Source organism: Bradyrhizobium sp. GW821-FHT12B03 (assembly GCF_058807535.1).
This window is the reverse complement of the sequence record NZ_JBXAQU010000021.1, coordinates 26,368-39,604: the sequence shown is the minus strand read 5'-3', so window position 1 is coordinate 39,604 and position 13,237 is coordinate 26,368. Positions and strand designations below refer to the sequence as shown.

10 protein-coding genes are annotated in these 13,237 nt (G+C 64.6%); 6 read left to right on the top strand and 4 right to left on the bottom strand.

All coding sequences use genetic code 11. The features are described from left to right. Window positions 1-28: 28 nt before the first annotated feature. From metG to AC1RUR_RS31010, 6 genes are all read left to right on the top strand, one after another. Window positions 29-2,002, top strand: a complete 1,974-nt coding sequence (gene metG / locus AC1RUR_RS31035) for a methionine--tRNA ligase (protein ID WP_492851148.1) — start codon at window positions 29-31, stop codon at window positions 2,000-2,002. A 13-nt stretch (window positions 2,003-2,015) separates the two neighbouring features. After that, window positions 2,016-2,792, top strand: coding sequence for a TatD family hydrolase (locus tag AC1RUR_RS31030; protein WP_492851146.1), 777 nt, complete (start codon window positions 2,016-2,018; stop codon window positions 2,790-2,792). Between the two features lie 13 nt (window positions 2,793-2,805). Then, a complete protein-coding gene (locus tag AC1RUR_RS31025; protein ID WP_492851144.1) occupies window positions 2,806-3,603 on the top strand; it encodes an MBL fold metallo-hydrolase in 798 nt (265 codons plus the stop codon). A 201-nt stretch (window positions 3,604-3,804) separates the two neighbouring features. Beyond that, complete coding sequence (locus AC1RUR_RS31020) at window positions 3,805-4,356, top strand: TRAP transporter small permease (RefSeq protein WP_492851142.1); 552 nt, start codon at window positions 3,805-3,807, stop codon at window positions 4,354-4,356. A gap of 2 nt (window positions 4,357-4,358) precedes the next feature. Beyond that, a complete protein-coding gene (locus tag AC1RUR_RS31015) occupies window positions 4,359-5,672 on the top strand; it encodes a TRAP transporter large permease (protein WP_492851140.1) in 1,314 nt (437 codons plus the stop codon). Window positions 5,673-5,700: 28 nt separating this feature from the next. Beyond that, a complete protein-coding gene (locus AC1RUR_RS31010) occupies window positions 5,701-6,678 on the top strand; it encodes a TRAP transporter substrate-binding protein (protein ID WP_492851138.1) in 978 nt (325 codons plus the stop codon). A 55-nt stretch (window positions 6,679-6,733) separates the two neighbouring features. Here AC1RUR_RS31010 and AC1RUR_RS31005 read toward each other — a convergent pair whose 3' ends face one another. The 4 genes from AC1RUR_RS31005 to AC1RUR_RS30990 all read right to left on the bottom strand — a co-directional run bounded on the left by AC1RUR_RS31005 (window position 6,734) and on the right by AC1RUR_RS30990 (window position 12,990). Further along, a complete protein-coding gene (locus tag AC1RUR_RS31005) occupies window positions 6,734-8,140 on the bottom strand; it encodes an autotransporter outer membrane beta-barrel domain-containing protein (protein ID WP_492851136.1) in 1,407 nt (468 codons plus the stop codon). 242 nt (window positions 8,141-8,382) lie between these two features. Then, window positions 8,383-10,032 (bottom strand): acyl-CoA synthetase, encoded by a 1,650-nt coding sequence (locus AC1RUR_RS31000; RefSeq protein ID WP_492851134.1) that lies wholly within the window; start codon window positions 10,030-10,032, stop codon window positions 8,383-8,385. Between the two features lie 21 nt (window positions 10,033-10,053). Continuing rightward, window positions 10,054-11,943, bottom strand: coding sequence for a TRAP transporter large permease (locus tag AC1RUR_RS30995; protein ID WP_492851132.1), 1,890 nt, complete (start codon window positions 11,941-11,943; stop codon window positions 10,054-10,056). A 15-nt stretch (window positions 11,944-11,958) separates the two neighbouring features. Beyond that, window positions 11,959-12,990, bottom strand: a complete 1,032-nt coding sequence (locus AC1RUR_RS30990; RefSeq protein ID WP_492851130.1) for a TRAP transporter substrate-binding protein — start codon at window positions 12,988-12,990, stop codon at window positions 11,959-11,961. Between the last annotated feature and the right edge of the window lie 247 nt (window positions 12,991-13,237).

The following is a 13,237-nucleotide window of genomic DNA, read 5'->3' as shown; positions in this document are numbered from 1 at the left end:
TTTTGAGAAGCCGGTAAAGGAATTCGTCGTGGCAACGCGAGCTAAAAAATCCGTCAAGCGCAAAAGCGGCAAGAAGGCTGCGAAGAAGGCCACCAAGAAGGCCGTGAAGGCGCTCGCGCACAAAGCTGCCAAGAAGGTCAAGAAGACCAAGAAGGCCGCCGCCAAGAAGGGCCTGAAGAAGAGCGCTGCGAAGACGACAAAGAAGGCCGGCAAGAAGACTGCGAAGAAGCAGGTCGTCGCCAAGAAGCCGGCGAAGAAAGCGGCCAAGAAACTAGCCAAAGCTCCGGCGAAGAAGGTGGCCAGGAAGGCAAAGGCGACTGCGCCTGCCGTGATCACCGCGCCGGCTCCTGTTGCCACGCCGCCGAAGGCTGTGAAGTCCAAGGTATCGAAACCGAAGGCGCCCCGCGCGCCGAAGCCGGTTGCAGCTCCGCAAGCCGCTGCGCCCGCTGCGACGCCGGCGCGCGACAATGTCTTCTACATCACGACCGCGATCGCCTATCCCAACGGCAGTCCGCATATCGGCCACGCCTATGAGGCGATCGCCACCGACACGCTGGCGCGCTTTGCACGGCTCGACGGCAAGGACGTGTTCTTCCTGACCGGCACCGACGAGCACGGTCTGAAGATGATCCAGACCGCGCAGAATGAGGGCCTGACGCCGTCTGCGCTCGCGACCCGCAACGCCGCCCGCTTCAAGGCGATGGACGAGCGGCTCAACGTGTCGTTCGACCGTTTCATCCGCACGACCGAAGAGCAGCACCACCGCTCCACCCAGGAAATCTGGCGGCGCATGGCCGCCAATGGGGACATCTATCTCGACAGCTATTCCGGCTGGTATTCGGTGCGCGACGAGGCCTATTACGCCGAGGATGAGACACGCCTGAATGACGACGGCGTGCGCCTCGGTCCGCAGGGCACGCCGGTCGAATGGGTCGAGGAGAAGAGCTATTTCTTCCGCCTGTCCGCCTATCAGGACAAGCTGCTCAAGCTGTATACCGATAATCCCGATTTCATCGGCCCGGACTCGCGCCGCAACGAGGTGATGAGTTTCGTGAAAAGCGGCCTGCGTGATCTCTCGATCTCCCGCACGACGTTCGACTGGGGCGTCAAGGTGCCGGACGACGAAGAGCACGTGATGTATGTCTGGGTCGACGCGCTCACCAACTATATTACCGGCCTGGGCTTCCCGGACGAGACCGATGCCAATTGGCGTTATTGGCCGGCGGACGTGCACATCATCGGCAAGGACATCATCCGTTTTCACGCGGTGCACTGGCCGGCGTTCCTGATGTCGGCCGGCATTCCCGTGCCGAAGCGGGTCTATGCCCATGGCTTCCTGTTCAACAGGGGCGAGAAGATGTCGAAGTCGGTCGGCAATGTCGTCGATCCCTTCAACCTCGCCGATCAGTATGGCGTCGACCAGATGCGCTATTTCTTCCTGCGCGAGGTGCCGTTCGGCCAGGACGGCAACTACAACCACGAGGCCATCGTCGCGCGCATCAATGCCGACCTCGCCAACGATCTCGGCAATCTCGCGCAGCGCTCGCTGTCGATGATCGCCAAGCAACTCGGCGGCGTGCTGCCGGAGCCGGGCGAATTCAGCGACAACGACAAGGCCATTCTGGCGATGGCCGACGGTATGCTCGTCGCAAGCCGCGAGGCGATGGCGACGCAGCAGATCCATCACTGGCTCAACACCGTGTGGGCCGTGGTCGCGGAAGCCAACCGCTATTTCGCTGGTGAGGCGCCCTGGGCGCTCGCCAAGACCGATCCTGCCAGGCAGAAGACGGTGCTTTATGTCACCGCCGAGGTCGTGCGCCAGATCGCGATCCTGGCTCAGCCGGCGATGCCGACCGCTTCGCGATTGCTGCTCGACAGCCTCGGTGTCCCCGAAGCCGAGCGCAATTTTGCAACGCTCGGCGGCGACAAGCGCATCGTGCCCGGCTCGACGCTGCCTGCGCCGACGCCGGCGTTCCCGCGCTACATCGAGCCGGCGGCCTAGAGGCGTTCGCACGATGCTGGTCGACAGTCACTGCCACCTGGATTTTCCGGACTTTGCGGAGGATCTCGACGGGATCGTGTCGCGTGCGCGTGCGGCCGGCATCGGGCGCATGGTCACGATCTCGACGCGGGTGCGAAAGCTGAAGCAGCTTCTGGCCATCGCCGAGCGCTTCGACGATGTCTATTGCTCGGTCGGCACCCATCCGCACAACGCGGATGAGGAGGATGGCATCTCGCCGGACGAGCTGATCGCGTTGACGCAGCATCCCAGGGTCGTGGCGCTCGGCGAGGCCGGGCTCGACTATTTCTACGACGACGGCTCGCCGGAGGCGCAGGCGAGGGGCTTCCGCGCCCACATCGCGGCCGCGCGCGCGACCGGCCTGCCGCTGGTGATCCACACCCGCGAGGCGGACGAGGATTGCGGTCGCATCCTGGAGGAGGAGGCGGCCAAGGGATCGTTTCGGGCCGTGCTGCATTGCTACACCGGCGGGCGCGAGCTGGCGCTGAAGGCGGTGTCGCTCGGCCTGTATATCGGCTTCACGGGCATCCTGACCTTCAAGAAGTCGGAGGCCCTGCGCGCCCTGGCGGCGGAGTTGCCGCCCGACCGTATTCTGGTTGAAACAGACTCGCCCTACCTTGCGCCCGGCAAGTTCCGGGGCAAGCGCAACGAGCCGGCCTATGTGGTCGAGGTTGCCAGGGTGCTTGCCGAAGCCCGCGGCGTGTCGTTCGACGAGATCTCACGCCAGACCACAGAAAACTTCTTCCGCCTGTTCTCCAAGGTGAAAGCTTGAGGTTGGGATCCGCATGACGCTGACGCTGACGATCCTGGGCTGCGGCTCCTCCGCCGGCGTGCCGCGCCCGGCGCTCGGCTGGGGCGCCTGCGATCCGAGTAATCCGAAGAACCGCCGGCGACGCTGCTCATTGCTGGTCGAACGGACGTCCGAGCATGGCACCACGCGGATCGTGATCGACACCTCGCCGGATTTGCGCGAGCAATTGCTCTCGACCAATGTCGATCACATCGATGCGGTGTTCCTGACCCACGAGCACGCCGACCAGACCCACGGCATGGATGATCTGCGTTCGGTCGTCATGCACATGCGCCGGCGTATCCCGACCTATTTCAACCAGTCGACTGCCAAGGACATCATGGCGCGGTTCTCCTATTGCTTCATCTCGCCGGAGGGCAGCGACTACCCGCCGATCCTGACGCGGCATTCGATCGAGGCGGGCGAAAGCCAGACTGTTCTGGGGAAGGGCGGCGCCGTGACCATGACGGCCTTCCTGGTTCAGCACGGCAACATTCCCGCGCTCGGCTATCGCATCGGGGACGCCGCCTACACGCCCGACCTCAACGACATCCCGCGCGAGAGCTGGGGCGCGCTGGAAAATCTCGACCTCTGGATCGTCGACGGACTGCGCTACACCAACCATGTCAGCCATTTCAGCATCAACGACGCGCTGTCCTGGATCGAGCGTTTCAAGCCGAAGCGTGCGGTCATCACCAACATGACGGCCGACGTCGATTACGAAGTCATCCGGCAGTCGCTGCCATCGGGCGTGGTGCCGGCGTATGATGGCCTGCGGCTGGAGACGCACTGAGCGTATCCCGTGGAAATCGGCCGCGGGCCGGCATGCTCCTTGCTTTCGCGAGCCGCATCGTGTTGGTCTAACGTCTCAAAGACAGGCGTTGGCGGGAGGCGATAATCAGGCAAGGCCAGCTTATCGCCGGGTTTGATTGCGCCGCAGTATGAGGATGGGGGCCGCGTGGCAGGGCACGGCGACGATGTACAGGCTGTCGGAATGGTCCGACGCACTTTGGATCTGCTTTATCTATCCGCAGGCTTTGCCGCGGGCGCCTTCCTGGTCGCGATCTTCGCCATCATGATGGTGATGTCGGTCGGGCGGCAGTTTGCACTCAACATTCCGGCCGGAGATGATTTCGCATCCTGGTGCATGGCAGCGATGGCGTTTCTGGGTCTCGCCCACACATTCAAACGCGGCGAGATGATCCGCGTCGGCCTGCTGCTGGAGCGTCTGCACGGTCGTACCAAGCAGGTCGCGGAGGTCGTCGCGCTCGGGATTGCGACCGCTTTCATTCTCTATTTCACCCGACACGCGTTGCAGATGGCGTACGATTCCTGGCGCTTCAACGACGTGGCGCAAGGGGTCGTTGCGCTTCCGCTCTGGATTCCACAGCTCGGCTTTGCCGGCGGTCTTGTGATCCTGTCGATCGCGCTGATCGACGAGATGATCAGCGTCGTCGGAGGCAACCGGCCGAGCTACGAGAAGGGCTCGCCCGACGAGACGCCGGACGAGTTCATCGAGCGCATCTCGCAGGGCGGCGGAGGTTGACCATGGCCAATCTCGGCATGATCGAGCTGTCGTTCATCCTGCTCGGCGTCATGATCCTGCTGCTGGGAAGCGGGGTCTGGATCGCGGTTTCGCTCGGGCTCGTCGGTTTCGTGGCGATGGCGCTGACCACGAGCCTGCCGCTCGGCTCGGTGCTCGCGACCACCACCTGGAGCGCAAGCTCGTCCTGGACGCTGGCCGCGCTGCCGCTGTTCATCTGGATGGGCGAGATCCTCTTCCGCACCAAATTGTCCGAGGAGATGTTCCGCGGCCTGTCGCCCTGGGTCCAGTGGCTTCCCGGGCGCCTTACGCATGTGAACGTGATCGGCTGCGGCATCTTCGCGGCGGTGTCGGGCTCTTCGGCGGCGACCTGCGCGACCATCGGCAAGATCGCGCTGCCCGAACTCGACAAGCGCGGCTACGACAAGGGCTTGAGCCTCGGCTCGCTCGCGGGCTCCGGCACGCTTGGTCTGTTGATCCCGCCTTCGATTCCGATGGTCGTCTACGCGGTCACTGCCAACGTCTCCGTGCTCCAGGTCTTCCTCGGCGGCTTCCTGCCGGGCGTGCTCGTGATGGTGCTCTATTCCGGCTACATCATCATCTGGTCGCTGCTGAACCCGGGCAAGGTTCCGCCGCGCGATCCGCCGATGCCGTTCCGGGCGAAGCTGCGCGAGTCGGCAAGGCTCGCGCCTTGCCTGTTGCTGATCCTGGCGGTGTTCCTCTCGCTCGTGCTCGGCTTTGCGACCGCGACCGAATGCGCCGCATGGGGTGTTGCCGGCGCACTGCTGCTGGCGTGGTGGAGCGGCACGCTGACGCGCAAGAACTTCCTTGAGAGCATCATGAGCGCGACGCGCCTGACCTGCATGATCATGCTGATCCTGGCGGGCGCGGCCTATACCACGGCGGCGATGGCCTATACCGGCATTCCGGCGGCGCTTGCTACCTGGGTTCAGGGCCAGCAGCTCACGCCGGGCATGCTCGCGCTGTATCTGAGCATCATGTACATCATCCTGGGATGCCTGATCGACGGCATCTCGATGATCGTGCTGACGGCGGTCATCGTGCTGCCGATGGTCAAGCAGGCCGGGCTCGATCTGGTCTGGTTCGGCGTCTATCTCATTATCCATGTCGAGATGGCGCAGATCACGCCGCCGGTTGGCTTCAATCTGTTCGTGCTCCAGAACATGAGCGGCCGCGATACGTTGACCGTCGCGCGGGCGGCATTCCCGTTTTTCGTCCTGCTGCTGGCTGCCGTGTTCATCATCACGGAATATCCGCAGATCGTTTTGCTGCTGCCAAAGCTCGCTTTCCCCGACTGATCTCAATTCGACCATGAGGAGACGTCCGATGAAGTCCCGTTTCATCCACGCAGGCCTGATCGCCGGCGCCATGCTGGCCGCAACGCCGGCCCTGGCCCAGACCAAATGGAATCTGCCGGCGGCGTACCCTGCCGACAATCCGCACTCGGAGAATCTGGTCGCTTTCGCCAAGGACGTCGATGCTGCCACGTCCGGCAAGCTTCAGATCACGGTTCATCCGGGGGCCTCGCTGTTCAAGGCGCCCGACATCAAGCGCGCGGTCATGACCGGACAGGCGCAAATGGGCGAGGTGCTGCTGTCGATCCACGAGAACGAGGACCCGGTGTTCGGTGTCGACGTCGTGCCGTTCCTTGCGACCAGCTTTCCGGACTCGAAGAAGCTCTATCAGGCCTCCAAGCCGCTGATCACAAAGAAGCTCGAGGCGCAGGGTCTCAAGCTCCTGTTTGCGGTGCCGTGGGCGCCGCAAGGCGTCTACGTCAACAAGCCGCTGGCCTCGATCGAGGACATGAAGGGCTTGAAGTGGCGCGCCTACAATGTCGGGACGGCGCGCATCGGCGAACTGGTCGGCGCCCAGTCGGTCACCATCCAGGCGGCCGAGCTGCCGCAGGCGCTCGCGACCGGCGTGGTGAACTCGTTCATGTCGTCGGGCGGAACCGGCTACGATTCCAAGGCCTGGGAGTCGCTGAAGTACTTCTACGATGTGCAGGCCTGGATCCCCAAGGACTACACTTTCGTCAACAAGGCCGCGTTCGAGGCGCTCGACAAGCCGACGCAGGAGGCCATCCTCAAGGCTGCGGCCACCGCGGAGACGCGCGGCTGGAAGGCCTGGGAGGAGAAGGCCAATTGGTACATCGATCAGCTCAAGGCCAAGGGCATGACCGTCGAGCCGCCCAGCCCGGCGCTCAAGACCGGTTTCCAGAAGATCGGCGAGCAGCTCACGGCCGACTGGCTCAAGAAGGCCGGCGCCGACGGCCAGGCCTTGGTCGACGCCTACAAGAAGATGTGACGGCCATGTGCGTGAACCGGTGAGGGCGCCCGCGCGCCGTCATCGGTGCGCCTGGTCACCAAGCGTAGCGCAGCACGGTCTTGCCGGTATAGGAGCGCATCAGGCTAGACACTTCGCTGTCGAAGTTTGCCGAGGCGGACCAGCCGTTCATCGCGCGCAGCTCGATTGCAACGCCTGTCAGCACGGCGTTCGGCGCCAATGCCGTGCCGCCTACGATAGATCCTTGACCGGGCAAGGACTGGAACGCTGCCGGGATCGATTGCCCTGCGCTGAAATCATGCGCCCAGGCGAGTCGCCCGCGCAGGTTCACCGCGCTTCCCGGCAAGGCAAGCGACGCGCTCGTGCGCAAGCCGAGCTCGGTACGGCTGTCGGTGAAGCTGTCGCCGCCGGGCGAGGCCGAAACCGCATTGGCTCCGTCGGGTGGCTGCGGCGCATAGGAGGAGGGTAGGCGGAAGGTGGTGACCTGCGCCGCTGCATAGGGCGTGATGCCGAGCCAGGGCGTGGCAAGACGATAGCCGCCTTCGAGGCGGCCGGAATAGGCGTTGGCGTTGATCGCCGCCGCGAACTGGCCGGAGCCGGCCGGCGTCACCGGATGATCGTTGCTGATGGCTTGCCAGCCGTAAGCCAGACTGGTCGCAACATAGGCTGATCCGACCGTGTGCCTGACGAAGGCGCCGGCCTGGAAGAGATCGGCGCGGCCGCTTGAAAAATTGTTGGCGAAGCCGGTGCCGCCGCCGGCCAGCGCAAAGCCCATGCGGGTCTCCGGCGAGAGCGAATAATCGGCCCCGACGACGGTGCCAAAACTGCGGCTGGCCGAGCCGGTGCCGCCGGTCGACACCTGCGAACCGCCGAAGCCGGCCGCCCAGACGTTCCAGTGCTCGGCTGCCAGCGAGGGCCTGCCGTAGATCGCTCCATAGGCCTCGCGGCCGATGCCGCCATGCGTCGGATCATTGCCGATATCGGCGTAGGCCGTCAGCTCTGCGTCGAGCGCGGCGGGGCCGATCCCGCGGCCGTCGACGGCGGGATCGAGCAGGGTCTGCGTGAACTGTGTCATCGCCAGGAACGTCGCCTGCGCCGTCTCGCCCTGCGATGCGCTATTGGAGCCGCCGCCAAAGGCCTGCTGCATGCCGAACCGCGCCGCGCCGGCGAGTCCCGGCGGCCCGGTGTTGTTCCAGCCATAGTTCGGTTGCATGCCGCCGGCACCGCCACTGCCGATCGGCGCGCCACCAAGGCCGGATGTCTGCGGGCCGCCGAACATGGGGCCACCCATGGCGCCAAAATTGTTGCCGCCGCCCAAATTATTGAAACCGTTGCCCGGCGCGTTCGGGCCCGGAGGGCCAACGTTCTCGGCGCCTCCGAATGCGCCGAACTCGCGCATGACCTGCGCGTCAGCGGCGCGCGGCAGCAGCAATCCGGCCGTCAATAGCAGCAGCGCCAGACGCACACCTACGTCTGCGCTCAAGACACAAACCGCATGAAGCGCCCCAACCGCGCCGGACACCTGCCGCGCAGCCCGCGCGGCGAATCAGGTGAAAGCAGCGAATCCGACGACGCAGAATCGTAAATGTGTCTCTAATGTTTTCCAATCTTTTCTTGGCGTGTCCTGATGTCATCGCGCATGCACGAATGGTTTCAGGACGAATCAGGGTGAGCGCGGCCACACACGTCAATCCGCGTCTCTACGTGACTAACGCCGGTGCCAGCCTAGGCCGAAATCGCCTTGGCCGAGCCGACCTCGTTGCGCAGCAGGAATTTCTGGATCTTGCCCGTGGATGTCTTCGGGATCGGTCCGAACACGACCGCCTTCGGCGTCTTGAAGCCGCTCATATGCGACCGGCAGAAGGCGATGATCTCGGCTTCGGTCGCGCTGGCGCCGTCCTTCAGCTCCACGAAGGCGCAGGGCACTTCGCCCCATTTCGGATCGGGTTTTGCGACCACGGCGGCGAACAGCACGGCCGGGTGCTTGTAGAGGATGTCCTCGACTTCGACCGAGGAAATGTTCTCGCCGCCGGAGATGATGATATCCTTGGAGCGGTCCTTGATGATGACGTAGCCGTGCTCGTCGAGCACGCCCAGATCGCCGGTGTGAAACCAGCCGCCCGCGAAGGCTTCCTTCGTCGCCTTCTCGTTCTTCAAATAACCCTTCATCACGATGTTGCCGCGGAACATGACTTCGCCGATGGTCTCGCCGTCGCGCGGCACCTCCTGCATGGTCTGCGAATTGATGACGGTGACGCCTTCCTCGAGCGGGTAGGGCACGCCCTGCCGGCGCTTCATGCGCGCGCGTTCGGCCGCAGGCAGCTCGTCCCAGCCGGGCTGTTCGGCGCAGACGGAGGCGGGGCCATAGACCTCGGTCAGGCCGTAGACATGCGTCAGCTTGATGCCGATGTTTTCCGCGCCTTCCAGCACGGCGACCGGCGGCGCCGCGCCGGCGATCAGGCCGACGACGCGGCGCGCGGCGTTACCCTTCGGCGCGTCGGGCGCGTTGATCAGCGTGTTGTAGACGATCGGCGCGCCGCACATGTGGGTGACGCCGTGGGTCTTGATCAGCTCGAAGATCTTGGTCGGCTCGACCTTGCGCAGGCAGACATTGATGCCGGCTGCGGCCGCGATGGTCCAGGGGAAGCACCAGCCGTTGCAGTGGAACATCGGCAGCGTCCAGAGATAGACCGGATGCTGACCGAGTTGGCCTGCAAGGATGTTGCTGACGGCGTTGAGATACGCGCCGCGATGATGGGTGACGACGCCCTTGGGATTGCCTGTGGTGCCCGAGGTGTAGCTCAGCGCGATCGCGTCCCATTCGTCCTTCGGCGGGATCGCGGTGAAATCAGGATCGCCTAGCGCGAGCGCCGCCTCATATTCGATCTCGCCGATGCGCTTGCCACCCTTGAAGGCGGCATCGTCGACATCGATCACGAACGGCTTTGGTCCGGTCATCTGCGCCAGTGCGTCGGTGATGACGCCCGAAAACTCGGGGTCGACCAGGATGATCTTCGCCCCGCCATGATCGAGCTGGAACGCGATGGAGGGCGCATCGAGGCGGATGTTGAGCGCGTTGAGCACGGCGCCGGTCATCGGCACCGCGAAGTGCGCCTCGTTCATCGCCGGGATGTTCGGCAGCATCGCCGCAACGGTGTCGCCAACGCCGATGCCCTTGCCGGCAAGCCAGGACGCAAAGCGCCGGCAGCGCTCGTAGGTCTGCGCCCAGGTGAAGCTGCGGCCCTCATAGACCGTGCTGACATGATCGGGATAGACCGCGGCGCTGCGCGCGAGGAAGCTCAGCGGCGACAGCGGCACGTAGTTGGCGGGGGTCTTGTCGAGGCCGATATTGTACGGGTTCTGCCGCTCGCTCATCGACACCCTCCTTAAACCGCGTCAAAGAAATCCGATCGAGATCCACGGGAAGATCGCGACGATGATCAATCCCACCAGCAGCGCCAGCAGATAGCCCCAGATCGGCCTGATGCCTTCGGCCGGGTCGACGCGTCCGATGGCGCAGGCGGCATAATAGCCGACGCCGAAGGGCGGGGCGAATAATCCGATGCCCATGGCCAGAATGATCACCATGGCATAGTGCACCTCGTGCACGCCGACGGCACGCGCGATCGGAAACAGCAGCGGCCCGAACAGCACGATCGCCGGAATGCCCTCCAGCACGCTGCCGAGAATGGTGAAGGCCAGGATGGACACGGCGATGAAGGTCGCCGAGCCGCCCGGCAATCCCGTCATGGCCGCCGCCAGCGAGCGCGAGAAGCCGGATTGCGTCAGGCCCCAGGCCATGCCGGTGGCCGTGCCGATGATCAGCAGGATCGCACCCGACAGCGCCGCGGTCTCGACCAGCATCGGAAACAGGCGGCGCCAGTCGAAGCGGCGGTAGACGAGGAGGCCGACCAGGGCGCCATAGACGATGCCGATGGTGGAGACTTCGGTGGCGGTGGCGATGCCCTCGACCACGGCGTAGCGGATCACGAAAGGCAGCGCGAGCGCGGGCAGGGCGACGACGAGGGTCTTGCCGATCTCGCCGCCCGTGGCGCGGCGGACATGGCTCATGTCCTCGTGGCGGTAGCGCCACCACACCAGCATGCAGAGCGTAATCGCGAGCACCACGCCAGGCAGCAGGCCGCCGGTGAACAGCGCGGCGATCGAGACGCCGGTGACCGAGCCGATCGTGATCAGCACGAGGCTCGGCGGAATTGTCTCGGTCTGGGCTCCCGTCGCGGCAAGCAGCGCGACGAGGTCGCCGGGCTTGGCGCCGCGCTGCTTCATCTCCGGAAACAGCACTGGCGCGACGGCCGCCATATCCGCCGCCTTGGCGCCTGAGATGCCGGAGACGAGATACATGGCACCGACCAGCACGTAATGCAGGCCGCCGCGGACATGCCCGAGCAGGCTCGCCAGGAACGCCACCATGGCCCGCGCCATGCCGGTCATTTCAATCAATAGCCCCAAAAACACGAACAGCGGCACCGAGAGCAGGATGAGGTGGCTCATGCCCTCGTCCATCCGCCCGATCAGCACCATGACGGGCGTGCGCGTGGTCAGCGCCAGATAGCCGTAGATCGCAAGGCCAAAGCCGAACGCAATGGGAACGCCGGCAAAGACGCAGAATCCGGCGACGCCGACGAAGAAGATGACGAGGTTGAGATTGCCGAGCGGCCGCAGATAAGGCTGCGCCAGCCAGAACAGGCCGACGATGACGGCAACCGTCATCACCGCCGTCAGCACCATCCGGACATCGGCGGCGCGCAGCAGTCGCAACAGCGCGAATGCCGCCATCAGGCAGATGCCGGCCGGCAGCGCCGCTGCGCGCCAGATGTTCGGAATCTGGAGCGCCGGCGTGGTGATGAAGCTTTCCTCATAGGCGTAGTCGCAGGACGGCCAGACGATCAGCGCCAGGAACGCCAGTGCCGCAGCGGTGGCGACCAGATCGAGATAGGCCCGCATCGCAGGCCTGGCACTCGCGACGACCGCGGTCATGCGCATGTGCTCGGAGCGGCGGAATGCGACCGCCGCGCCCAGCATGGCCAGCCACAGGAACAGGATCGAGGCGAGCTCGTCCGACCAGATCAGCGGCCGGTGCAGGCCGTAGCGCGCGACCACGCCGGCAAACAGGATCACGATCTCGGCGACCACCAGGGCCGCGGCGGGGATTTCGACGGCGAGGCCGAGGAGGCGTTCGAGCGAAGCCAGCAATGAGGATCGGCGAGGGGGCTGAACAGCCACCTCGCCCGCCACTTCGGTCACCTCAACCTCGACATGAGCCATGACGGCCCCAACGCGTTACGACAGCTTGCCGACGGCCTTCTCCAGCAGGTCCCAGGCCTGATCGCCATATTTGCCCTTCCACTCGGCATAGAAGCCGGCGGTCCGCAGCTTGTCGCGGAACGGCGCCACCGTGGGCTGGTTGAAGGTCAGGCCCTTGGCCGCGAGCTCCTGCTGGAGGTTGGCATTGAGCTTGGCGGTGTCCTCGCGCTCCTTGACGGCGGCGGCGTTGATGTTCTTGGCGACGATGGTGCGCACGTCCTCAGGCAGCGCGCTCCAGGCGCGGCGGTTGGCCAGGAACCAGAAGCCGTCCCACATGTGGTTGGTCAAAGAGCAGTATTTCTGCACCTCGTAGAGCTTTGCGGTCGAGATGATCGCCAGCGGGTTCTCCTGGCCCTCGACGATCTTGGTCTGGAGCGCGGAATAGACCTCGCTGAAATTGATCGAGGCGGGCGCGGCGTCGAACGCCTTGAACATCGAGGTCCACAGCGGCGACACCGGCACGCGGATCTTGAAGCCCTTGAGATCGTCAGGACCGGTGATCGGCTTGGACGAGGACGTGGTCTGACGGAAGCCGTTGTCCCAGATCTTGTCCATGACCTCGAGACCGGCCTTCTTGATCTCGCCGCGGACATGGGCGCCGAGGTCGCCGTCCATGGCCTTCCAGACCGTGTCATAGTCCGGGAACGCAAAGCCGATGCCGTTGATGGAGGCCGCGGGCACCAGGGTCGACAGGATCAGGCCCGACAGCGTGAAGAACTCGACGCCGCCGGAACGGATCTGGCTCAGCATGTCGGTGTCGGAACCGAGCTGGTTGTTCGGGAAGATCTGGAGGTCGAACTTACCGTTGGTCTCGGCCTTGATCGCCGCCGCCATCTCCTTGGCGCGCACGTTCAGCGGATGGGTGTCCGGCAGGTTGTTGGCATATTTGTAGGTGAACTCGGCGCTCTGGGCGCGGGCCACATGGGGCGCGCCAATGCCGCCCAGGACCGCGGTCGCGGCGGAGGCCTTGAGAAGCGTGCGTCGGGAAAAGCGCGTCGAAAAGACCATGGGTCTGCTTCCTCGGAAGGTTTGTTTTTGTTGTGAGATGCAAACCTATACGGACGGACGGCCAGCAGGTCATCTGCGATCTCGCGAAGCCTCGCTTATTGCAGCCGGACAACGCCACGGCAATATCGGCTTTCGCCACATGGGCCGGATTCAAAAATGCGGAAAACAACCCCATGCACAGTAGCCGTCAAGAGCTGGGAGGACGTTCGAGGCGCGAACCGAAAATGCCGGAGGGGCGAAGGTGTGG